The organism is Paenibacillus sp. EKM206P, assembly GCF_011066155.1.
Classification (GTDB): Bacteria; Bacillota; Bacilli; order Paenibacillales; family Paenibacillaceae; genus Paenibacillus; species Paenibacillus polymyxa_D.
This window is the reverse complement of the sequence record NZ_JAAMNQ010000009.1, coordinates 99,052-121,250: the sequence shown is the minus strand read 5'-3', so window position 1 is coordinate 121,250 and position 22,199 is coordinate 99,052. Positions and strand designations below refer to the sequence as shown.

The 22,199-nt window shown below is 47.1% G+C and carries 18 protein-coding genes; 16 read left to right on the top strand and 2 right to left on the bottom strand.

Annotated features, from left to right (window positions below):
* The first annotated feature begins 2 nt into the window (after positions 1-2).
* The 4 genes from G9G53_RS18225 to G9G53_RS18210 all read left to right on the top strand — a co-directional run bounded on the left by G9G53_RS18225 (position 3) and on the right by G9G53_RS18210 (position 3,306).
* Positions 3-983: a siderophore ABC transporter substrate-binding protein gene (locus G9G53_RS18225; RefSeq protein WP_165149480.1), complete on the top strand. Its 981-nt coding sequence runs from the start codon at positions 3-5 to the stop codon at positions 981-983.
* A 33-nt stretch (positions 984-1,016) separates the two neighbouring features.
* Positions 1,017-1,760 (top strand): alpha/beta hydrolase, encoded by a 744-nt coding sequence (locus G9G53_RS18220; RefSeq protein WP_165149478.1) that lies wholly within the window; start codon positions 1,017-1,019, stop codon positions 1,758-1,760.
* A gap of 154 nt (positions 1,761-1,914) precedes the next feature.
* Entirely contained in the window at positions 1,915-2,826 is a 912-nt protein-coding gene (locus G9G53_RS18215; RefSeq protein WP_165149476.1) for an aldo/keto reductase, read from the top strand.
* 153 nt (positions 2,827-2,979) lie between these two features.
* Positions 2,980-3,306, top strand: a complete 327-nt coding sequence (locus tag G9G53_RS18210; RefSeq protein WP_025721930.1) for a thioredoxin family protein — start codon at positions 2,980-2,982, stop codon at positions 3,304-3,306.
* Between the two features lie 136 nt (positions 3,307-3,442).
* Here G9G53_RS18210 and bacA read toward each other — a convergent pair whose 3' ends face one another.
* Complete coding sequence (gene bacA / locus G9G53_RS18205) at positions 3,443-4,240, bottom strand: undecaprenyl-diphosphate phosphatase (RefSeq protein ID WP_029519259.1); 798 nt, start codon at positions 4,238-4,240, stop codon at positions 3,443-3,445.
* Between the two features lie 125 nt (positions 4,241-4,365).
* Positions 4,366-5,736: a hemolysin family protein gene (locus tag G9G53_RS18200; RefSeq protein WP_165149474.1), complete on the bottom strand. Its 1,371-nt coding sequence runs from the start codon at positions 5,734-5,736 to the stop codon at positions 4,366-4,368.
* 225 nt (positions 5,737-5,961) lie between these two features.
* Between G9G53_RS18200 and G9G53_RS18195 the strand changes: the two genes are divergently transcribed.
* The 12 genes from G9G53_RS18195 (at position 5,962) to cydC (ending at position 22,199) form a co-directional block, all read left to right on the top strand.
* Positions 5,962-6,762, top strand: a complete 801-nt coding sequence (locus G9G53_RS18195; RefSeq protein WP_039273781.1) for a DUF1836 domain-containing protein — start codon at positions 5,962-5,964, stop codon at positions 6,760-6,762.
* 204 nt (positions 6,763-6,966) lie between these two features.
* Entirely contained in the window at positions 6,967-7,908 is a 942-nt protein-coding gene (locus G9G53_RS18190; protein ID WP_029519255.1) for a glycosyltransferase family 2 protein, read from the top strand.
* 40 nt (positions 7,909-7,948) lie between these two features.
* Positions 7,949-8,902 carry a glycosyltransferase family 2 protein gene (locus G9G53_RS18185; RefSeq protein ID WP_165149472.1) on the top strand — a complete coding sequence of 318 codons (954 nt, stop codon included), beginning with the start codon at positions 7,949-7,951 and terminating at the stop codon, positions 8,900-8,902.
* 73 nt (positions 8,903-8,975) lie between these two features.
* Positions 8,976-10,355, top strand: coding sequence for a lipopolysaccharide biosynthesis protein (locus G9G53_RS18180; RefSeq protein WP_029519252.1), 1,380 nt, complete (start codon positions 8,976-8,978; stop codon positions 10,353-10,355).
* A complete protein-coding gene (locus G9G53_RS18175) occupies positions 10,330-11,304 on the top strand; it encodes a polysaccharide pyruvyl transferase family protein (protein WP_165149470.1) in 975 nt (324 codons plus the stop codon). Before G9G53_RS18180 ends, G9G53_RS18175 begins: the two co-directional genes overlap by 26 nt.
* A 340-nt stretch (positions 11,305-11,644) precedes the next feature.
* A complete protein-coding gene (gene def, locus G9G53_RS18170) occupies positions 11,645-12,226 on the top strand; it encodes a peptide deformylase (protein ID WP_165149468.1) in 582 nt (193 codons plus the stop codon).
* A 170-nt stretch (positions 12,227-12,396) separates the two neighbouring features.
* Positions 12,397-14,187, top strand: coding sequence for a cache domain-containing sensor histidine kinase (locus G9G53_RS18165; RefSeq protein ID WP_165149466.1), 1,791 nt, complete (start codon positions 12,397-12,399; stop codon positions 14,185-14,187).
* On the top strand, positions 14,180-15,838 hold the full coding sequence (locus G9G53_RS18160; RefSeq protein WP_165149464.1) for a response regulator transcription factor: 1,659 nt from the start codon (positions 14,180-14,182) through the stop codon (positions 15,836-15,838). Before G9G53_RS18165 ends, G9G53_RS18160 begins: the two co-directional genes overlap by 8 nt.
* 405 nt (positions 15,839-16,243) lie before the next feature.
* Positions 16,244-17,650, top strand: coding sequence for a cytochrome ubiquinol oxidase subunit I (locus G9G53_RS18155; RefSeq protein WP_165149462.1), 1,407 nt, complete (start codon positions 16,244-16,246; stop codon positions 17,648-17,650).
* On the top strand, positions 17,637-18,650 hold the full coding sequence (gene cydB, locus G9G53_RS18150; RefSeq protein ID WP_165149460.1) for a cytochrome d ubiquinol oxidase subunit II: 1,014 nt from the start codon (positions 17,637-17,639) through the stop codon (positions 18,648-18,650). The genes G9G53_RS18155 and cydB overlap by 14 nt, the downstream gene beginning before the upstream one ends.
* On the top strand, positions 18,650-20,407 hold the full coding sequence (gene cydD, locus G9G53_RS18145; protein ID WP_029519244.1) for a thiol reductant ABC exporter subunit CydD: 1,758 nt from the start codon (positions 18,650-18,652) through the stop codon (positions 20,405-20,407). Before cydB ends, cydD begins: the two co-directional genes overlap by 1 nt.
* Complete coding sequence (cydC, locus tag G9G53_RS18140; RefSeq protein WP_029519243.1) at positions 20,391-22,199, top strand: thiol reductant ABC exporter subunit CydC; 1,809 nt, start codon at positions 20,391-20,393, stop codon at positions 22,197-22,199. The genes cydD and cydC overlap by 17 nt, the downstream gene beginning before the upstream one ends.

The window sequence follows — 22,199 nt, the reverse complement described above, 5'->3', positions numbered from 1 at the left end:
AAATGAAGAAAAATATGATGTTTTTAACGCTGATGCTTGCATTGGTACTGATCGCGTCAGCCTGTGGCAAAGCAGCTCCGGCAACACCAGAGACGACTGGAAACGGCTCCTCTGCTGCAACAACGGAATCCAAAACCATCTCGGTCAAACACGCACTGGATGAAAACCCGGTCCAAGTCAAAGTTAACCCCAAAAATGTCGTTGTCTTTGATTTTGGTTCATTGGATACGCTCGATAAGCTGGGTGTTGACGTTGCGGCAGTGGCGCAGCAGGATCTTCCTACGTATTTGAGCAAATATAAAGATTCCAAATATGCAAGTGCGGGCACGCTGTTTGAACCGGATTACGAGAAAATCAGTGATCTGTCTCCTGAACTGATCATCATCGGCGGCAGACAAGCTGATGCATATAAAGAGTTGAGCAAAATTGCACCGACCATTTCGATGGCGGTAGACACCAAGGATTATATCCATTCCTTTAAGAAAAACGTTGAAACACTGGGGCAAATCTTCGACAAAGAGGATGCTGCCAAGCAGGAACTGGCTGCGATTGATAGCTCCATCAAGGGCGTACATGACAAGGCTGTAGCGAGCAAAGCTAAAGGACTGATCGTGCTGACAAATGAAGGAAGCCTGAGCGCATATGGCTCACAATCCCGTTTCGGTATCATTCATGATGCTTTTGGCGTAACCCCTGTAGATCCTGGCATTAAAGTATCCACGCATGGACAAAAAGTTTCTTTTGAATATGTACAGCAAAAAAATCCGGATTATATTTTTGTCGTTGACCGTGGAGCAGTGGTGGTCGAAGAAGGCAAGGAGCAGGTTACAGGTAAACAAACCATGGAGAATGAACTGGTGAAGAAAACCAATGCATTTAAAAACGGTCATATTATATACCTTGATCCTAACTACTGGTACCTGTCAGGTAACGGTCTGGAATCTGTATCTGAAATGATCAAGGAAATAGATGCTGCATTGTAATGCATACATTTACATCATGGGGGACTGTGTAGGATGAAAGGTCATGTAGATGAAATTTCATTAGATGGGTATCTTGTGCACGTCTATACACCTCCCGTCTCCGTGAATCATAATGAGCTGTATCCTGTGCTGTATGTGCAGGATGGTAGCTCTTTATTTCTAAGCGGATTAGATGAGCTGGAAAGAGGTTTTTCTACGGGGGAGCTGCCCCGTGTGGTGCTGGTGGGTATTCAGCCCGTAAATCGGCTGGATGATTATACGCCTTGGAAGGCAGCTGCTTTAGTAGAAGGAAGACCTGCTTTTGGTGGTGGTGGAGATGCCTATCTGGCGTTTGTGGTTACAAAAGTAATGCCATACGTCGAGGCAAAATATCCAGTGCATACTGGAACGGAGCATACGGGCATTATCGGCGCCTCATTGGGCGGATTAATTTCCATGTATGCCGCCTTCCAGTATAAGGACGTATTCGGACGCGTCGGTTCCATCTCAGGCTCGTATTGGTATCCGGGTATGATTGATTATATGCAATCTGCATCATGTGCAACTGTGAGGGATGGGACACAACGCTTTTATATATCTGTCGGGACCCGTGAAGGTGAAGGGAAGACGAATGTACAAAAAGATATGGTTCCGCTCACCCTCCAGGCACACGAGTTGCTGCGGACACAGGGACTGGATGCAAAAGATGTGCTTCTTGAGCTGGATCAGGATGCGGTACATCGTGTGGATTGTTTTCAACGTCAATTTCCTAAGGCCGTTCAATGGCTATTCGGATAGTACGAATTAATTACGAATTAATTACGAATCGTATACAACAACCTCAAAGATTGGAGAGTGTGGAGTCTCTATGCCTTTGGGGTTGTTTTTTTCGTATAATAGAGAAATATTGAAAATTTAAAGTTATACGTTATTGGAAGTGAGGGGAGCATAAATGAAAAGAAACCGCCTAGGATCATCAGATTTGCTGGTAGGTGAGATTGGTTTGGGATGTATGTCGGTCGGTACGGAGGAGCAGCAAGCTGTTTACTTGATTCATGAAGCGTTAGACAGGGGCGTAAACCTGTTGGATACGGCCGATTTGTACCAGCACGGACGCAATGAAGAAATTGTGGGTGCAGCGATCCGTGGACGGCGACAGGAGGTCATCCTGGCGACCAAGGTCGGCAATCGGCGTCTACCGGGGCAGGAGGGCTGGGGATGGGACCCGTCCAAGAAATATATCCTGTCAGCTGTTAAAGAAAGTCTGCGTCGCCTGGGAACGGACTATATCGACCTGTATCAGCTGCATGGAGGGACAATTAACGATCCGATAGACGAAACCATTGAGGCTTTTGAGCAGCTACAGCGGGAGGGCGTCATCCGTTATTATGGTATTTCCTCCATTCGCCCGCACGTCATCCGTGAATATGTCAAACGCTCGAATATCGTTAGTGTTATGAATCAGTATAGTTTACTGGACCGACGTGCAGAGGAAGAGGTACTGTCTTTGCTTCAGGAGCGGGGAATCAGCGTGATTGCACGTGGACCCGTAGCGAGCGGTGTATTGGCTGATAAGGGGGAAGAAAAGGCAGCGAAGGGATACCTAGACTACGAAGAAGCAGAGCTGCTGGACGTGCGTAAGCAATTAAAGGCTTTTGCAGGGGCGGACCGTAGTATGGGGCAGACAGCTATCCGTTATAGCCTTTCACATCCGACTGTCGCTGCTGTGATCCCGGGTGCAAGCTCTTTGGGACAATTGGAGCATAATATTTCTGCTGCAGATATTGCACCGCTAACTCAACAAGAGCGGCAGGCGCTACAGCAGATTAGCCGAGCCAATCGTTATGATGCGCAATACCGCTGATCCCGGCAATGATGGGACAAGTGTCAAACATGTAGCCGTCCCAGTTGCAATTTATAAAAGAACCATTACAATATAAGAATAAGCTTCCGTTTATATAATTCCATATGTGAATATGGAGATGTTTTGTAAATACAACCTAGGAGGGACTAACGAATGGAACGCATCGAATCTCAGCAGCAATATCAGGATTTAATTAACGGTGACGGTCTGACCGTCGTGAAATTTGATACAACCTGGTGTCCGGATTGCAAGACACTGGATAAATTTATGGACGGCATTATTGAAGAAAACGCGGATAAGCGTTTCTTTGCGCTTGATGCGGAGAAATTCCAGCCGATTGCCGACGAAAATCAAGTGCGCGGCATTCCGAGTCTGCTCGTGTTCCGTAATGGCGAAAAAATTGCTCATTTGCACAGCAAATACGCTAAAACGCCAGCTCAAATCTCGGAATATTTGACTACACTGGAATCCAAACAATAATCAGAACGCATGATAGGGGGATCGTTCAGTACGATCTATCCTTTCTGCAAAATAGTAAAAGGGATATCCAAGGCTGATCATTCAGACCCTATGGATATCCCTTTTTAGTTATTGGTTATTGGTACCAAACAATGGCTTATAAAATAATGAAAAAGAACACAGCCGCCAGCACGAAGCGGTAAATGGCGAACGTAGTCAGGCTCAAGCGTTTGAGCAGACCGAGGAATGTTTTGATCGCCAGCATCCCGACGATAAAGGAAGTAATAAAGCCTGCTGCGAACACCGGAAAATCACTCATAGACAGATGATCCATACTTTTAATCATATCAATACCCGATGCACCCAGCATGACCGGAACCGATACGAGGAATGTAAATTCCGCGGCTGCCGTATGACTTACACGTGCGAATAGGCCCCCAGACATGGTTGAGCCTGAACGGGAGAAGCCTGGCCATAGAGCTAGGACTTGGAACAGACCGATGGTAAAAGCCTGTTTGTACGTGATCTCATCCAACGTATGTGATCTAATGGGCGGATGAAATTTCTCGGCCGCAATCATCAACAGGCCTCCGATGACTAAACTATAGAGAACCGTTTCAGGACCAAACAGGTATTGCTTAATTACATCACGGAACAGTACGCCAATTAGCCCAGCTGGGATCATGGCTAAAATAATATGTAGCAGGTTTAGACGTGGCTGACTCGAGATTTTGCGTCTGAAATCAAACAGGCTCAGGAATCTGCGCCAGTATAATACGACGACTGCCAGCACAGCACCTAATTGCACGATAACCTCAAACGTTTTGACCGTATCATTCTCTGTGTTTAATCCTAGAAGATCAGCCGTAAGGATCATGTGACCCGTCGAAGAGACCGGCAAAAACTCTGTCAGCCCTTCAATAATTCCCATAATAATAGAAGATAAAATATCCACTTTACTAGCTCCTCCTTACACGCGTGCAGGGCAAACGACCTAAGCCGTTTGCCCTGGAAATATGTCATTTCAGTAGGAGTGAACACAAGTGTCAAGTGCAAAGATAAACGCTCAGGTCACACGGTTCATTCCCGGGAAGAAGTGTCCGATTCTGCTTCCAATTCAGATGCGGGGGATGTGTGGTGTAAAATAATCTCCACCCGACGAATACGATTTTTACCCATTTCACGAATGATAAATTTCACATCTTCTTCTATGAATTCCTTGCCCTGTCTAGGTTCCGGAACCCGGCTATACACCCACCCTCCGACAGTATCCACGTCTTCATCGTCCAATGTCAAGCCAGTCAGATCACTCAGATCGGAAAGCATCACTTTACCATCCATCAAATAACTGTTCTCCGTCAGTTTCTCGATTTCCTTCCGTTCATCCTTATCAAATTCGTCCCGAATTTCGCCAACAATCTCCTCCAAAATGTCCTCGATGGTAATGAGACCGGAGGTTCCACCGTATTCATCGACCAGGAGAGCGATATGAACCTGCTCCTTCTGCATACGTTTCAGCAGTGTGTTGACGGGGATAACTTCCGGAACGGTCAAGATCGGTTGAATCAGGCTGTCGAAAACAAGCTCGGGATTGCGATCATACTCAAGGAATAGCTGTTTGGTATTAATCATACCAATGATCTGATCCTTGCTATCTGTCGCCACCGGAAAACGGGTATACTGCTCTTCGTGAATAGTCAGCATGTTTTCTTTTAGCGAGCGATTCGTAAACAAGCATACCATATCTGTACGTGGCACCATAATTTCTTTGGCAACGGTCTCGTCAAAAGCAAAGATACGATTTACGTAGCCATATTCGGTGTTATTGATCTTACCACTTTCCACGCTTTCGGACAAAATGATCTGAATTTCTTCCTGAGAGTGCGCTTCTTCATGCTCACTAGCCGGTTGAAGACCAAACAGACGAACCAGACGATTGGCCGAGCCGTTAAGGAGCCAAATAAACGGATACATAATCCGGTTAAACCACACGATGACTGGAGAGGTTAACAAACTGACAGCTTCCGCTTTGCGGATCGCCAATGTTTTGGGAGCCAGTTCGCCGATCACCACGTGCAGGTAAGTTACAATGACGAATGAAATAATAAAGGCCAGGATATGTGAAAAATCCCCATTGATGTTGAGCTGTTGAAAGAGAGGCTCCAGCAATTTGACTACGGTCGGTTCACCGAGCCAGCCGAGTCCCAACGCTGTAATCGTAATACCAAGCTGACAGGCGGACAGGTAGCCGTCCAGATTATTGACGACCTTTTGTAGCGCCAGTGCGTTTTTACGGTTCTCCACAACCAGCTGATCGACCCGGCTGGAACGGATTTTAATAATCGCAAACTCGGTAGCCACGAAGAAAGCACTAAATAAAATCAACACCGCAAACAAAAATAGACTGACACCTATACCCATATAATTTTCACTCATCCCTTTTTCGTTCAATTTTTTTAAGGAACTCCATTTTAAGTTCACTTGAACTTATTTTAAGAACTTAAAAGAAAATATACAAGGTTCATATGGAATCGTAGCAGGTCGCCTACCTCCAATTTACACAGAAAATAAGGCATAATAGAACCCGCACGTCTCATTGCTTCACTTTACAAGCCTAGTTTGAGGGCGTATGATGAGTTCAAATGAACTTGAAATGTAATAAAGGGAGGAAAGCAGATGGAGTCTTTTACCCTTACTCGTCGTGATATGGCCCATTTGCTGCTGGCCATGGAAGGTCGCCGCGAATTGCAGCCTTTGGCCGTTCTGCAGGACGCCTGGAGGCGCACTCATAGCCATCTCGCCCGCTCCGGGAGCGCAATGCCGACATTTTTATACACCGATGTGACACCTGTGCTAGATAAAATCATCAAGGGTAAGCACAGCGCAGCCTTTTCGCTGCAAGAGATTGTTTCCCTGGGGCAACTAGTCGAGTACAGCCATGTGTCACTAGCATCTATGCAAAATTGGGTCAAACGCGACTTCAAGGAATTTCTCGGCGCTCCGAAGATCGGCAAAAAATACTCGGTCAACCAGGCAGCTATATTGCTCATTGTAGAAGATTTAAAATCATGTCTTGATTTTGAATCCATTCGTCAGCTATTTCATATCCTGTTCCAACAGCCCGAAGATGATACGGACGATCTGATTCAGCCGGTCGATTTGTACGCTGCCTACTCAACTTTGTTTGAGGAGCTGGATGCGAACGGAGACCAACTGCTCGATGTTGCTGGTGCAGGCTATGTAAAGGATAACGGAGATTCCGTTACAGTACAGCAGCGTCAGGAAGGTGCGACAGAGGAGTTGCTGGTTCAGGCGGCTGATCAATACACCAGTCGTTTACAGCATTTGACCCCTAACCAGTGTGAAGCAGTGCGTAATACTTTGCTGGTGGCTGCAGTAGCGGTGCAAAATAGTTATTTTTTGTCCATGGCACGTCGGTATGTGAATGCGACGTTGTTTCTGGACTTCCAAGGGTAAATCAGGATTGGCATTAGAAGCCAATCCTATTTTTTTGCTCTTTTTAGAGGATTGTCTACCCTTTTGGAGACTGAAAAAGTATACAAAAGAGGTATATACACTAAAACGCTGTCAAAGATACAATAAACATATATAATCCAGCAATTGGAAAAACTTTGAATATCTCTTCCAAAGCATCTGGATACACACACAGGAGGTAATGGCATGTCCGATGTCTCCATCATCATTTGTACCCGCAACCGGATCGAAGACCTGACACGCTGTATACAATCTATTGCAGTACAACAGCAATTGGAGCATACGGCTGTAGAACTGCTGATTGTTGATGACGGCGATATTTCCGACCAACAGATCGAGCAGTACCGTCACATGGTATCCGGATTGCCTCAAAGCGTTTTGAAATATTATAAAAAAAGTCGTCCCGGCGTTTGGTTATCTCGCTATGAGGCCTTGTCCCTTGTGCGGTATGATATTGTGCTGTATTTTGACGACGATGCAGAACTGGACGATAAACTCTATATCCGGCGCTTGCTCGATACCTATGATCAGGATAAAACGATTGTGGGTGTTGGAGGGATTGCAAAGGGATTACATTCGAGCCGGGCAGGAAAGCTGCTGGGCGTTTTGACATTTCAGATGTCTTCATCCCTCGGCAAGCTCTCGCCTAGTAGTCTGGCAGGTTCTTTGCTGCGTTGGGGCGAAGCAACAGAGGTTTTCGATACAGAATTTTTCCATGGCTGCAATATGTCATTTCGGAGGGATGCGCTTCGGGACATGAAGCCGTATCCGTGGATGACCAGTTATGCTGTGGCTGATGATTTGTACATGTGCCAGTTAGCGAGCCGTTACGGCAAATTGGTTATCAATCCTGACTTAACCATCATTCATCATGAATCTCCAAGCTCGCGCGATAAGGCGGGCAAAGTAGCCAAGGCTACAGCGATTAACCACTATTATTTTCTTGCTTTGAAAAAGGCTGGAGTGATTCAGTATGGAGCCCTTTTATGGACCTTATCCTACTTGATGCTCAAAGAAACGCTGCGTCGCAATTTTAATGCCGCAGATGGATACAAGCAGGGGGTGTTGTTCATTCTGAACCCGCGCAAGCAAAAATATAACGAATATTTAGGCCCGGCGGTTCAGTAATCTGTTTTTTTACACATTGACAGGATAAAGGGGGAGTATGATGTTAAGCTTGTCCATTGCTCTGTGCACCCGAAATCGGGTTGACGATCTGACCCGATGCATCAATTCAATTGCCATTGGGGGAGCACCGGAGGCATGTGAAACCGAGCTATGGATTATTGACGACGGAGAACTGCCGAAGCATGTGCTGGAACGCTATGAGCGTCAGTTGGGCGGAGCGGGAATTACCTACCGATATCATCGTAAGGAGCAGCCGGGATTATGGTTATCTCGTGTAAAGACAGCTGAACTTGCGCAGGGTGACATTATTTTGTTCCTTGACGATGATGTTGAGTTGCCGAGCAACTATTTAAATGAGTTGATGCGTACCTATGAGGTTTACCCGCAGGCTGCTGGTGTCGGCGGTATTGCACAGGGAATGAGTAACAGCTTCATGGGAACGATTCGATGCTTGCTGTCATTCCAGCAGTCTTTGTCCAAAGGGAGGTTGTCCCTCAGCGGTCAGTCCGGCTCGATGTATAACTGGCATAAGGCCAAGAAGACGTTTAGAACCCAGTTTTTTCATGGCTGTAATATGTCATTTCGCCGTGAGGCGATTCGCAGTCTAGAGCCGGTACCTTGGTTGCAAAGCTATAGCGTAGGCGAGGATCTGTTACTTTCGCGCATCGCAATGAAAAGCGGCCCATTGTACATTAACCCGGCGCTTACGCTGCTTCATCACGAATCGCCGTCCTCACGCGACAATATGGAGCAGGTTACTTATATGCGGGTGATGAATCATATTCATTTACTGCGTGATGAGGGATCTGGGCCGATTGGTTATGCAGCGCTATACTGGACGACGTTGTATCAGATTTTGAGAGAAAAGCCCAAGAAAAATCATACTGCCATTCAAGGCTATAGAAGAGCGTTGAAAGCGATCTTTTCAAGTCCAAAGGATCTTGTTGGCGGGGGGCAGTTGCCTGAACGCAATTCCAAAAAAACGGTAGGCTGATGGAGGTGCGTCAAAAGACGCGATGCGAGCATAGAGACGAGAGGCTTAATAAGGAACAGGAGTTGGACGTAACATGAGCACATGGACAGCAGCAAGGAAAGTATTCACGGGTGACAGTCTCGCCAAAACGATCATGCGCACGAGCTTTAACAATTTTTTTGTGCTAATCGTTACGACCCTGACTTCCATCCTGACCGCACGTATGCTCGGAGTAGAGGGGAAAGGAGAACTGGCGGCAGTTCTGTTCTGGCCTACGCTGATCGGCAGTGTGTTGAGCTTCGGGTTACCAACGTCGTTAATTTATAACATCAAGAAGAAAACAGGCACGACGGAAGAATTGCTGGCGTTGTCGCTCTGGATTCAGTTGCCTGCCAGCTTGTTGGCAGGAGCGGTGGCCTGGATATGCATGCCGCTGTGGCTGAATGGTTATGGTGCGGACATCATCCAACTGTCCCAGCTTTATTGTGCGGCAGCCATACCGCTGGCAGTGCTTACAGCGCTGACGACAGCATTGTCGCAAGGGCTGGATCGATTTAGCGTATATAATGGTCTGTTGTTTTACTACCCACTACTGAATTTCATCGGTCTGGTGACACTGTGGCTGATGGGCTTGCTCAATGTGCAACTGGCTGGAGCAGTGAATTTTGCCGCGAGTTTCCTTGCACTAGTGTGGGCGTTCCTCCGTTTGCGCAAGTATATGAATTTGCGTACTTTCCGCCCATTTACCAGCCGCCAAGTGCTTCGTCCTTATTATAGCTATGGAGCGAGGGTTTACGGGATGGAGTTGATGGGGACGCTGTCCACACAAACGGACAAAATCGTTATTGTGGCACTGCTATCACCCAAAGCGTTCGGCCTGTACTCTGTCGTCTACGCCTTGTCTCGTGTGTTCAATGTAGTGCAAAATGCCGTCACTAACGTTACCTTTCCAAAGGTTACGGGAATGGAGCACAGCAAGATTGTCGAAACGGTAGGACGTGCTTTTCGCATCTCTATGGCTGCGATGCTAATCGTCATTGTGCCTGCTCTCTTCATTGGACGATACATGCTGGGTTTGCTGTACGGCCCCGCTTTTCTGGAAGCATCGCTAACGTTCTACCTGCTGTCACTGGAATGTATCATTGGTGGCGGCTCATGGATTCTGGCTTCGGCCTTTAACGCGCTGGGGCGTCCGGGACTGGTATTGTTCCGGCAAATTGTAGCCTATGCGATCACCGTCGGTCTGTTTTTTATTTGTACACCGATCTTCGGTCTGGATGGCATTGCGATTGCTTTGCTTGTAGGCGCTTGTGTTCGGTTGGCGTTCTCACTGTTCTCGTTCCCCATGTTTTTCAATGTTCCGCTATCACGGATCATTTTTGATAAAAGTGATATTACATTTGTCATTCAAACTATACAAAAGAAGCGCAGGAAGGGAGAACTGAAAGATGCCGAATTTGCATCCCATGGCTAAACTGAAAAATAAGCTGAGCGTCATTCTCGACGTAGTCCCCCAAGGTTCGAATATCATTTATGTCGACTATCCCGTCTATAATAACGGTGGGGATGTACTCATCATGAAAGGCACCGAGGCGTTCTTCAAGGATAATGGCATCCGTGTCCGTGCTCGTTATAGCGCCATGGATATTCCCGATCAGCTTCAAATTCCGGGTGACTGGATTATCGTGTGCCACGGCGGCGGCAACTTCGGCGATCTCTATTCAAATCACCAAAATTTGCGGGAACGCATCGTTCGCGATTTCCCTAACCACCGAATTGTGATTATGCCGCAAACGATCCACTTTCAATCTGAACAGAAGGCTAATGAGGTCGCTGCCCTGTTTAATGCTCACCCGGATCTACATATGTTTGTGCGGGATACTCGCTCTTATCAGTGGGCTAAGGACAAGCTGAACCAGTGCAGTATCACACTATGTCCTGATATGGCTCACCAGCTCTGGCCATTGAAGCCGACTACGGAAACCGTGAAGGACGTACTGTACTTCCTGCGTACGGATATTGAAACGGTGGGGGGCCAAAAAAAATTCGATGACGAGGCTGATGCCGCTCACCGTCTGGACTGGGATACTTTATTCACTCCGCTGGAAGTGAAGGGGATCGTCTATTTCCAAAAGTTTTACCGACTGAATAAGAAAATCGGCGGCCCGTTGCCTACCCGTACATTCTGGTACAAGTACACCGACCATCTCATGAACAAGGCGGTTACGCTGTTCAGTTCTTATCGCGAGGTTCGCACTTCACGGCTACACGGTCACATTCTGGCCTGCCTGCTTGATATGCCGCACGTTGTCATTGACAATTCCTACGGCAAGAACTCGCAATATTATAATACCTGGACACACCCGAATCCAAAGGCGAAGCTGTTTAGTGAAGCTCCAAGTGCGTTGGAGCAGCCATCTTAATAGTAAGAAAAATTATTTTCAAAAGCCTCCTGATCATTGAAATGATTTAGGAGGCTTTTATATAGAGACAAAATCATTTAATGTGATAAATAATAAAGGCAGTGTATATTTAATGACTTAATCTAAAAGAGTAGGACGCCCCCGTAGAGGTCTTTATTGCGCCAATTTCCCCCCCAAAAAACGTCGCTTTATTTTGACAATTCATTTCATGAATAGATATAATTTATGGGATAAAACTTGCAGAAAACCGGGAAATCCCACAGTTTTTGCACCGCATCACATATTACATGGCAGTACATCACATGAAAATATATTTATTTTAATGAATCGAGGCTGACGAATGAGTAATCAATCGATGGACATGCTTCTCACGAAGGATATCGTGCGTGAAGGGGAGTCTATTTTGCGTACGAAGGTTGATCCGGTATGCTTGCCACTATCTGAAGAGGATCTTCAACAGATGCAATGGATGCTGGATTATCTGAAAAATAGCCAAAATGAAGAGCTGGCTACCCGCTATGAACTGCGCCCGGGTGTGGGGTTATCTGCAAACCAGGTAGGTTTGAACAAAAGAATGTGCGCTATTTATTATGAAGATGGAGACAAAACGGTAGAGTATGCGTTGTTTAATCCGAAGTTAGTCAGCCACTCCACGTCCATGATTTATTTGGAGCAGGGTGAGGGGTGCTTGTCGGTAGATCGGTACGTAGCCGGATATGTACCGCGTTACGAAAAAATTCGTATTAAGGCCACTTTACCAGACGGAACACAGGAGCTATTGACGTTCAAAGGTTATGCAGCGATTGTTGTACAGCATGAAATGGACCATTTGGATGGTATTATGTTCTATGACCGTATCAACCCGGAAGATCCGCACAAGCTACCGCAGGGAGTGCATGTCGAACCTTTTGTACGTAAATAGTTTAGGAATCGTAAAGTGTGGTGACTCTGTTCGCCACATTTTTTAAATTTTGCAAAAAACATAGATATAGAGGTTACGAAGCATTAAACTGGATACATACATATAGGTCGAGATGGAGGATGTGAAAACACGCAAAAAAATGTAAGCGCTTATCTTGTGGGAGGGATGGCATGAATCGTGGAGTATGGCTTCTGATGAGTAATATGCGTATGCGGAATAAGCTGCTGTTCTCCTACGTACTAATTGTCATGATTCCGGTGCTGGTGGTTGGCGGCTGCGTTACTTTTTATTTGCGAGAACAGGCATTGAATAGTGCAATTGCCCAGACGGTAAACAATGTGGAAAAGATCAAGAGCCAGACGGCAAATTTACTGCGTGTGCCAACGGATATTTCAAATGGGCTCATGTTCGATAAAAGGCTGAGGGAGATGGCGAACCGACGGTATCCGGGTATGGTAGAGCTGATGAATGCGTATCATCAATACAAGGATTTTAATGAGTACACTCAGCAATATAGAGAGGTTGCTACCATTCGGTTCTATTCGTACAATCCGACGCTTGTCAATAATCTGGAGTTTATTCCAGTGGACTCTAACATTGAGCGGCAACAGTGGTTCCAGACGGCATTGAAGGGGACGGCGATTAACTGGTTTTACATTCAGGATAAGGAAGATAATCCGGTTAATCGCCTGAGCCTGATACGGCAAATTCCATTTCCTGAATACAATACCAAGGGAATTCTGATGATATCGCTGAGTCAGACCGAGTTGAATCATATGCTGAGCAAGGAGCCTTTTGAAACATTGATTACGGATCGTAACGGGATTGTGGTCGCAGCTACTCGCCCGCAGTCGGTGGGGCAGACGTTGGGCGATTTACATTTGGGCTTTGATGTCCAGCGTGCGGGTAAGGGGATATATGAAGCGAAAATCAACGGAATACCCTCCAACATCATTGTGGATGAGCTGCTGCCCGCCTCCAGTGTGAGCGGATTTACGATTATTTCAGTGTTTTCAACGGAGCATATTGTACAGGGAGCCAATCGAATCAGTCTGATTGGTGCTTTATGTGTCCTTGCAGTGCTGATTATGGCACTGATTCTGATCACCATCATTTCCTGGCTGATTACCAAACGCCTACAGCGGTTGAGCTATGAGCTGGGTAAGGTAGCCGCGGGCGATTTTCATGTGGTATCGAGTGTGGAGGGAAGGGACGAGATCGGGGATTTATCCCGCCGTTTCAACTATATGGTGAGTAGTATTCGCCAACTCATGGCGCAGGTCTATGAGACGAGTGAGCACAACAACAGGCTGGAATTGGCACAAAAGGATATCAAGTTAAAAATGATGGCCAGCCAAATTAATCCACACTTTCTGTTTAATGCATTAGAATCTATTCGAATGAAAGCACATCTGAATGGGGAAGCGGAAATTGCAACGACGGTGCGTTTGCTTGGCAGGCTGATGCGCCGGAATCTGGAGATTGGCAGTGGTAAAACGACGGTACTACAGGAGCTGGATATGGTGCGATCCTATTTGCAAATTCAGCAATTCAGATTTGGAAATCGCTTGATCTATGAAGTGAATTTGGAAGAAGATGCGACGGACATGTCGATTCCTCCCTTAATCATACAACCGCTGGTGGAAAATGCGGTCATTCATGGACTGGAAAATAAGGAAGAGCCGGTTACCGTGAAGGTAAATATTGCAATAGAACAAAGAAAGTTGAAAATTAAAGTAGAAGATGACGGGATCGGCATGGAAGCTGGGCAACTGACCCGTCTGCTAGCTCGGATCAGGGGGACGGATGAGCCGGAAGGGAGCAGTATTGGCCTGCGTAATGTACATCAACGTCTGACATTGATGTATGGTGAACGTTATGGATTGCATATTGAAAGCGCATTACAAGTAGGAACAACCGTATACTTTTCCATACCAAGGGAGGAAGAGTCGAATGTATAAAGCGATGATTGTAGATGATGAGCCTGCGATTCGTGAAGGATTGTCCTCCATTATTGACTGGGGGGATTGTGGCTTCCGTATTGTCGATACGGCAGGGAATGGACGTGAGGCTCTGGATAAGTTCGGAGAGCATCGACCGGAGCTGGTCATTGTAGATATTCGTATGCCCGGGATGAGTGGACTGGAGGTTATACGTAGTATACGTGAAAAGAACGGGGAGCCGTATCATTTTCTCATATTAAGCGGATATGCAGACTTTGATTATGCACGGCAAGCCATGGGCTTCGGAGTAGATGGCTATCTACTGAAGCCAGTTGATGAGGAAGAAATGACGTCAGAGTTGAAACGGGTACGGCAAAACATTGAGGACGAGAAAGAAGACGGCAAATGGGGAAGTCCACCTTCCCATGAGCGTAATTGGATCGAAGCGCTATTGTTTCCGGTTCATCGTGAGCATGCTCGCAATGCTGTGGAAAGCAACGATTCTCTGCACAAAGCATCCAAGCAAGCTGAACATCAAAGAGGTAACGAAAAACTTGGGCAACAGCCCGCGTTACCAGCGTTGGACTGGAGTAGCTATCAGATTATTCTGCTGGATTTGCGTATACCTGACTGGGATCGGCAAGTCCGGCAGTCGGCAGCAAAGCAGCGGCTAACAGAAATGTGCCATGAGCAAGGCAGAGGTATCGTGTTTGAGGCTGGAATATATATGGGTCTTTTGCTTCCCGCCACGTTAAAAACGGAGAAAGATGCTGTTCAGTTACTGGCTGCTTGGCGACAGGAGCTAAAGGCGTGGGCTACGGAAATTTATGCGGCTGCCGGTGATCCTGTAGCCATTCTTAACGACATTCCCAGATCTTTTGAGCAGGCACTGCGATTATTGGAGCGTACGTTTTTGTTCCGGGCAGAAAGAGTCATGCTTTCCGGAGACCTACACAAATTGGAGACAGTCGAGACTGAAATGAGTGGAACGTCTGATAGTGCCACAGATGATCCCCTACGTTATGCAGAAAAGCTGTACTATGCGCTAGATATGGCTAATAGTGAAGCTGCAACCCGTGTCATTAAGGAAATGGAAGGCCAATTTCCACGGATTTATCGTACAGAATCCGCAATCAAGGCGGCGTTCGCCCAAACATTCACACTGGCGTTGAACAAGTATGCAGCCGGACAGGATCACAGCCGAACCGTGCTGGAGGAGCACTCCAGCTTTATAACCGATGTATATGCTTATTCCACATTGGGCGAGCTGGTGGATCACTCGCTGGAGCATGTGTTGCAATGGATTGGACAGACTGATCCCGGTGGCAAGGACATCATCATGAAACAAATGATTGACTTTATTCATAGTCATTATGATGAAAATTTGCGATTGGAGTTACTGGCAGATATGTTTAATTACAATAGTGGCTATTTGGGCAAATTGTTCAAAAGTCATACTGGCGAGGCCTTTAATGCCTACCTGGATAAGGTGAGGATTGAGCGAGCAAGGGAGTTGCTTGCACAAGGAATTAAGGTACACCAGGTGGCGGAACGCGTAGGGTATGCGAACGCAGATTATTTTCATAGTAAATTTAAAAAGTATGCTGGAATGTCACCTTCCTCCTATCGTAATCGGGTTCAAAAGAACGGAGGAACAGATGGCTGTTGATAGAATCCCTAGGTTTAACGCTATGAAGTCTCTCTTGCAGATGTCGGAGGTACGACCTCCGAACGAAGAGAGGCTTTTTTTATGGCGAAAAAACAGATAGATCAATCGAAAATGTCACATTTATTATGGAGTTTAGGTCGTTTTCATCAAATCGCCATCATTATGACACAGCTTTGACACGATGTTCACATTTTCGATTCTATTTCATTTAAATTTATTCTATATAATGGGGATAATCTGAAGCCGGATCATGATAACCATAGTGAAGGTAGTTGAGTGAGTCATTTTCTAAAAAAGTGACCGCTGCATATGTAAGAATGTGAATACTATCACAAATGTAGAAGACTTCAGATTACAGACACTATAAATCAATGTTAAGAGAAGTGTAGGGGGAGGAGCAACATCATGGACGTATTGGATTTGGCACGGTTGCAGTTTGCAACCACAACGATTCTTCACTTTGTTTATGTGCCGATCTCCATTGGATTGTCGTTATTGGTGGCAATTATGGAGACTATGTATGTTATTAAGAAAAATGACTTGTACAAAAAAATGGCTCAATTCTGGGGAACGTTTCTGCTGATTAACTTTGCACTGGGCGTAGTCACTGGGATTTTGCAAGAATTTCAGTTCGGGATGAACTGGTCGGACTTTTCCCGTTTTGTGGGTGATGTATTTGGTACGCCGCTGGCGATTGAAGCGCTGCTTGCATTTTTCCTGGAATCGACCTTTATCGGATTATGGGTATTCGGTTGGGAAAGATTGTCCAAAACGGTCCATTTAATTTGTATGTGGTTGGTATCTATCGGTACGATGTTATCGGCATTGTGGATTCTAGCTGCTAATTCCTTCATGCAGCGTCCAGTAGGCTATGAGATTCAAAATGGACGTGCAGAAATGAAAGATTTTGCTGCTCTGCTAACGAATGAACAACTGTTATGGGAATTCCCACATACATTGTTTGCTGCTTTTGCGACAGGAGCATTTCTGATCGCGGGTATCAGTGCATGGAAGCTGATGCACAAAAAGAATCTGGACTTTTTTAAACCTTCTTTCAAATTGAGCATTATTGTTGCATTAATTAGTGCCATTGCTATTCCGTTGTTTGGTCATGGACAGGCTCAATATTTGGTGAAAACACAACCGATGAAGATGGCTGCCAGTGAGGGCTTATGGGAGAACAGTGGTGACCCCGCTCCTTGGACCGTTATCGCATGGATTGATCCTGGAAACAAGGAAAATTCCTTTGAGATTAAAGTTCCTTTTGCTTTGAGTTTTCTATCCTATAGTAAATTTACCGGCTCTGTGCCTGGTATGAATGAGCTGCAAGCCCAATATGAAAAAACGTATGGTCCGGGCGATTATATCCCGCCAGTACGTACCACGTTTTGGAGCTTCCGCATTATGATTGCGGCTGGATGTGGCATGATTGCACTCGCCTTATACGGGGCTTACCTGACGTTCCGTAAAAAGCTGGAAGGTTCACATCGCTGGTTCTTCCGTCTGATGATATGGGGGATATGCCTTCCATTCATTGGGAATACTTCAGGTTGGATCATGACTGAAATAGGTCGCCAACCGTGGACGGTATTTGGTTTGCTTCAAACGAAAGATTCTGTTTCGCCTACAGTTGTGGCAGGAGAAGTGCTATTCTCGTTCATCTCATTTACCACATTGTATTTAATTTTAACAGGTGTGCTGGCGTTTCTGTTTTACCGTACGGCTCGCAAAGGTCCAGATATTGAGCCACATCAGCAAACGGTAATTCATGATCCTTTTGCTCAAGGGGGTGACACCATTGTCGCTAAATGATTTATGGTTCTTATTGATCGCTGTGCTGTTTACCGGCTTCTTTTTTCTGGAGGGCTTTGATTTTGGCGTAGGAATGGCCACAGGATTGGTGCCGCGTAACGACCAACAAAAACGTTTGATGATCAATACGATTGGTCCATTCTGGGATGCCAACGAAGTGTGGCTGATTACAGCAGCAGGTGCAATGTTTGCCGCTTTTCCGCATTTTTATGCGACTATGTTCAGCGGATATTATCTCGTATTTGTGTTTATTTTGCTAGGTTTGATCTTGCGTGGAGTTTCTTTTGAGTTCCGCGGCAAGGCTGAAGGAAAATGGTGGACAGGAACGTGGGATGCCTGCATTCTGATTGGCAGCTTTCTACCGCCGATGCTGTTCGGTATGGCTTTTGCGGCTTTGGTGAAAGGTGTACCTATTCAGCAAAACATGGATTTGAAAGCTGGATTTCCCGATGTATTCAATGGATATACCGTATGGATTGGACTGACAGTGGTCGGAATGTGCCTAATGCACGGACTGACGTTTATTTCTCTGCGGACGATTGGAGAAGTACGGGATCGTGCTCGCGTGATTGCGTCCAAATTTCTTCCGGTATTGGGCATTTTACTTGCGGGCATGGTGGTATGGACTTATTTTGCAACGGATTTATTTGCGCGTCGCGGTCCCTTTATGTATGCTGCGGTAGCAGTCGGAATTGTCGCCTATGTGCTGACGTGGTACTTCCTGAAGCAGCGCCGCGAAGGATGGGCCTTCGGGATGACAGGTGCAGTGATTTTGCTGACCTTCGTTTCGTTATTCGTCGGTTTGTTCCCAAGATTTATGGTGAGCTCGATTAACAGTGCTTTTGATTTGACGATTTATAATGCAAGCTCCAGTCATTACACACTGAAAGCCATGACGATTGTTGCAGCAACGCTTTTACCCTTTGTGCTGGCTTATCAGGCGTGGAGCTATTTTGTTTTCCATAAGCGTCTCAGTGAGAAGGATCATTTGGAATACTAATGGATAAGGCATGGTTTGAATTAAAGGGCATTCGGCCAGTGATGCTGCTACTGGCTGCCCTTTCCCTGCTCCAGGGGGCCGCAGTGATTGCACAAGCAGTCTTCTTGGCAAAGGCTGTTACGATTTTGTTTGAACAAAATCCGCTGGTGATGGCTTGGCCGTCGCTGGCGTTGTTTTTCGCTGCTTTTGCAACGAGGCATACGGCGATCTGGCTGCAACGCCGGACAGCAGGCCGTTTTGCTGAAGCTTCAGGCGCTTCCTTACGGGAGCGTCTGCTTGCACGTTTGTTCGAACGGGGACCGGGTTTTGCAGCGCAGGAAGGTAGCGGCAAGTTGGTGACGCTAGCGCTGGACGGCATGGATCGTTTTCGCACGTATTTGGAACTGTCCATTCCTCGTATGATTGACATGATGGCTGTCACTATACTTGTACTTGTGTATGTTTTCACATTGGATGTCATTTCAGGTGTGATTTTGACGACTACGATGCCAATCCTGGTAGGCTTTTTTATTTTGCTCGGCTTGGCGGCGCGGAAGCAGGCAGACAAGCAGTGGCGTTCCTATCGTCTGTTATCTCATCATTTCACGGATTCGCTGCGCGGACTTCAGACACTAAGGTTTTTGGGTCGTAGCCAAGAGCATGGGGAAACGGTTGGGAAGGTCAGCGACCAATACCGCACGGCAACGATGCGCACGCTGCGGGTAGCGTTTCTTTCCTCATTTGCCCTTGATTTTTTTAGTATGCTATCGGTCGCATTTGTCGCGGTAGGCTTGGGTTTGCGCCTGATTAGTGGCTCGGTGGGTTTGGAGGCAGCGCTTGCGGTGCTTATTCTGGCCCCAGAATATTTTATGCCCATACGCCAGTTGGGATCAGACTATCATGCTTCACTGGATGGGAAGGAGGCTTGGGGAGCAATCCGCTCCATTCTCAGTAAAGAAGATGATGCGACCGAGCCGAATAAACAGGCAGTTAACGATAAAGGATTGGACATCACGGGACAGGACATTCTCGAGCTGTCCGATGTGTGCCTCCTTAATGAAGACGGTTCGGCTCGGCTTGAACATGTGTCTGCCAATGTTGAACCGCACATGAACATGATCGGCATCGTTGGAGCTAGTGGTGCAGGTAAAACGACGCTGCTTAGTCTGCTTGGCGGCTTTGCTGATCCCACTTCGGGCGAACTGCTCCTGAATGGATGCAGATTGGCTGGGGATGCAAAAGCTGAATGGCAACGGCATATTGCGTATATTCCACAGCATCCATACCTGTTTAGCACTTCTCTGGCAGATAATATTCGTTTTTATGAACCGGAGGCATCCAACCAGCAGGTGGAGTGGGCGGTTGACGCGGTTGGACTGCGTGAACTGGTAGACGGTCTTCCGGGTGGAATGAATGAGCCCATTGGTGAAGCGGGTAGGACGTTGAGCGGAGGACAGGCGCAGCGGATTGCATTGGCGCGGGCGTTGCTCAGTAACCGTCCGGTCATTTTATTGGATGAGCCTACGGCGCATCTGGATATTGAGACAGAGTGGGAGCTAAAACAGACGATTTTATCGGTTTTGAAACACAAAAGAGTGTTTCTTGCCACCCACCGGCTACATTGGATGCCAGATATGGACTGTGTCTGGATGATGAATCAAGGTCGTCTGGAAGAAGTAGGTTCCCATCAACAATTGATTGCCCGTAAGGGGGCATATTACCGATTGCTGACGGGGATGTCGGAAGGAGGGAACGGACGATATGAGAGTAACGGATAATAGCAGACAAGGCTGGTTTGTGACGTATCTGAGACAATATTTTTGGGCCTTTCTGCTAGCTGCTCTTTTGGGCGCGCTGGCCATTGGATGTGCGGGCGCGTTGCTTTTTACGTCCGGTCATCTGATTACCCGTTCGGCCTTAAAACCGGAAAATATATTAATGGTGTACGTGCCCATTGTACTTGTGCGGACGTTTGGCTTTAGTAAAGCGGTTATTCAGTACCTGGAACGCTTGGTAGGACATGATGCAGCATTGCGCCTTGTGTCCCGTATGCGAGTACGCTTATATCGGGCAGTGGAACCGCAGGCGCTGATGATTCGCAGCAAATTCCGTACGGGGGACCTCTTGGGTTTGCTGGCAGAGGATATTGAGCAGCTTCAAAACATCTATTTGAAGCTAGTTCTGCCTGCGTTATCGGCTTTGCTGATTTATGCAGCAGGCATCTCGGCGCTCGGACGGATGGACGGAACCTTTGCCTTGCTTATGGCGCTATATGGAGGATTTTTGCTTTTTATTGCCCCAGCTATCTCACTATGGACCTCACTCGCCAAACGGCGAATGTTCAAGCAGGAACGGAGTAAAGCCTATCAGGACCTGACGGATGCTCTGTTCGGCATGAGTGATCTGGTGCTGAGCGGACGGACTGGGCATTTCCTGAGTACCTTTACACAACGGCACAATAGGGCTGCCGTGATGGAAAATTCACTTCGCCGGAGCGAGTGGCGTTCTCATTGGATAGCACAATGCGTTGTAGGCGGCGGGATTGTGATTATGACTGTGTGGGCCGGAGGCCTAGTAGCACAGAATCGAATAGAAGCCACATGGTTGGCATCCTTTGCCCTTGTGGCTTTTCCATTGCTGGATGCCTTCGTTCGCGCTGGAGAAGCAGTGGTGCATGCGCCGGAGTATCAGGATTCCCTTCGACGGTTGAAGGATTCGGAGAAAGATACACATACACCTGTGTCATCATCGCTTCCGGTTACTGGGGATGCAGGACACCCAGCAGCAGGCCGCACAGCTGACACTATAGATGAGCAGTCTACCGCTCTGGGATTGGGCAACGGAGGAGACCTGCTGCTGAACAACGTAAGCTACCGCTATGCGGCAACGCAGGAATGGAGCGTGCGTGATATCTCCTTGCACGTACCGCAGGGGGGCAAGGTTGCATTGCTTGGCCGCAGTGGTGCGGGCAAGTCCACGCTACTGAACCTGATTCAGGGAGCATTGCAGCCTGATGAAGGTAGCGTCACTGTCGCAGGGATTCCCGTATATACAGGTGGAGCATACTCCAGTTTATTTGCGGTGCTAAACCAGCAGCCATATTTATTCGATACAACGGTAGCGAACAATATTCGGCTGGGACGACCCGATGCTACGCTGGATGAGGTGCGTGCAGTGACGGAGCAGGTAGGGCTTGGAACTCTAATTGATTCTTTGCCGGAGGGCTACGATACCCGAATGCAGGAGACGGGCCTTCGTTTTTCCGGTGGAGAAAAACAGCGAATTGCACTGGCGCGGATATTGCTGCAAAATCACCCGATTGTTTTGCTGGATGAGCCGACAGTGGGGCTTGACCCGCTGACAGAGCATGAGCTCATGCAGACGATGTTTCGTGTGCTGAAGGGCAAAACATTGATCTGGATCACGCATCATCTGACGGGGATGGAGCATATGGACGAGGTGATCTTTATGGAACAGGGCACCATTTCCATGCGCGGCAGTCATGAGCAGCTGTGGCAGGAGCAGTCTCGTTACCGTAATCTGTATGAGCTGGATCATCCGAGCCTGTGA

Coding starts and splice junctions, on each gene's coding strand:
- G9G53_RS18165 (WP_165149466.1), top strand. CDS start 12,397: ATGAATCGTGGAGTATGGCTTCTGATGAGTAATATGCGTATGCGGAAT.
- G9G53_RS18190 (WP_029519255.1), top strand. CDS start 6,967: ATGTCCGATGTCTCCATCATCATTTGTACCCGCAACCGGATCGAAGAC.
- G9G53_RS18215 (WP_165149476.1), top strand. CDS start 1,915: ATGAAAAGAAACCGCCTAGGATCATCAGATTTGCTGGTAGGTGAGATT.
- G9G53_RS18220 (WP_165149478.1), top strand. CDS start 1,017: ATGAAAGGTCATGTAGATGAAATTTCATTAGATGGGTATCTTGTGCAC.
- G9G53_RS18160 (WP_165149464.1), top strand. CDS start 14,180: ATGTATAAAGCGATGATTGTAGATGATGAGCCTGCGATTCGTGAAGGA.
- G9G53_RS18180 (WP_029519252.1), top strand. CDS start 8,976: ATGAGCACATGGACAGCAGCAAGGAAAGTATTCACGGGTGACAGTCTC.
- cydD (WP_029519244.1), top strand. CDS start 18,650: ATGGATAAGGCATGGTTTGAATTAAAGGGCATTCGGCCAGTGATGCTG.
- G9G53_RS18185 (WP_165149472.1), top strand. CDS start 7,949: ATGTTAAGCTTGTCCATTGCTCTGTGCACCCGAAATCGGGTTGACGAT.
- G9G53_RS18225 (WP_165149480.1), top strand. CDS start 3: ATGAAGAAAAATATGATGTTTTTAACGCTGATGCTTGCATTGGTACTG.
- G9G53_RS18155 (WP_165149462.1), top strand. CDS start 16,244: ATGGACGTATTGGATTTGGCACGGTTGCAGTTTGCAACCACAACGATT.
- G9G53_RS18175 (WP_165149470.1), top strand. CDS start 10,330: ATGCCGAATTTGCATCCCATGGCTAAACTGAAAAATAAGCTGAGCGTC.
- G9G53_RS18195 (WP_039273781.1), top strand. CDS start 5,962: ATGGAGTCTTTTACCCTTACTCGTCGTGATATGGCCCATTTGCTGCTG.
- def (WP_165149468.1), top strand. CDS start 11,645: ATGAGTAATCAATCGATGGACATGCTTCTCACGAAGGATATCGTGCGT.
- G9G53_RS18210 (WP_025721930.1), top strand. CDS start 2,980: ATGGAACGCATCGAATCTCAGCAGCAATATCAGGATTTAATTAACGGT.
- cydC (WP_029519243.1), top strand. CDS start 20,391: ATGAGAGTAACGGATAATAGCAGACAAGGCTGGTTTGTGACGTATCTG.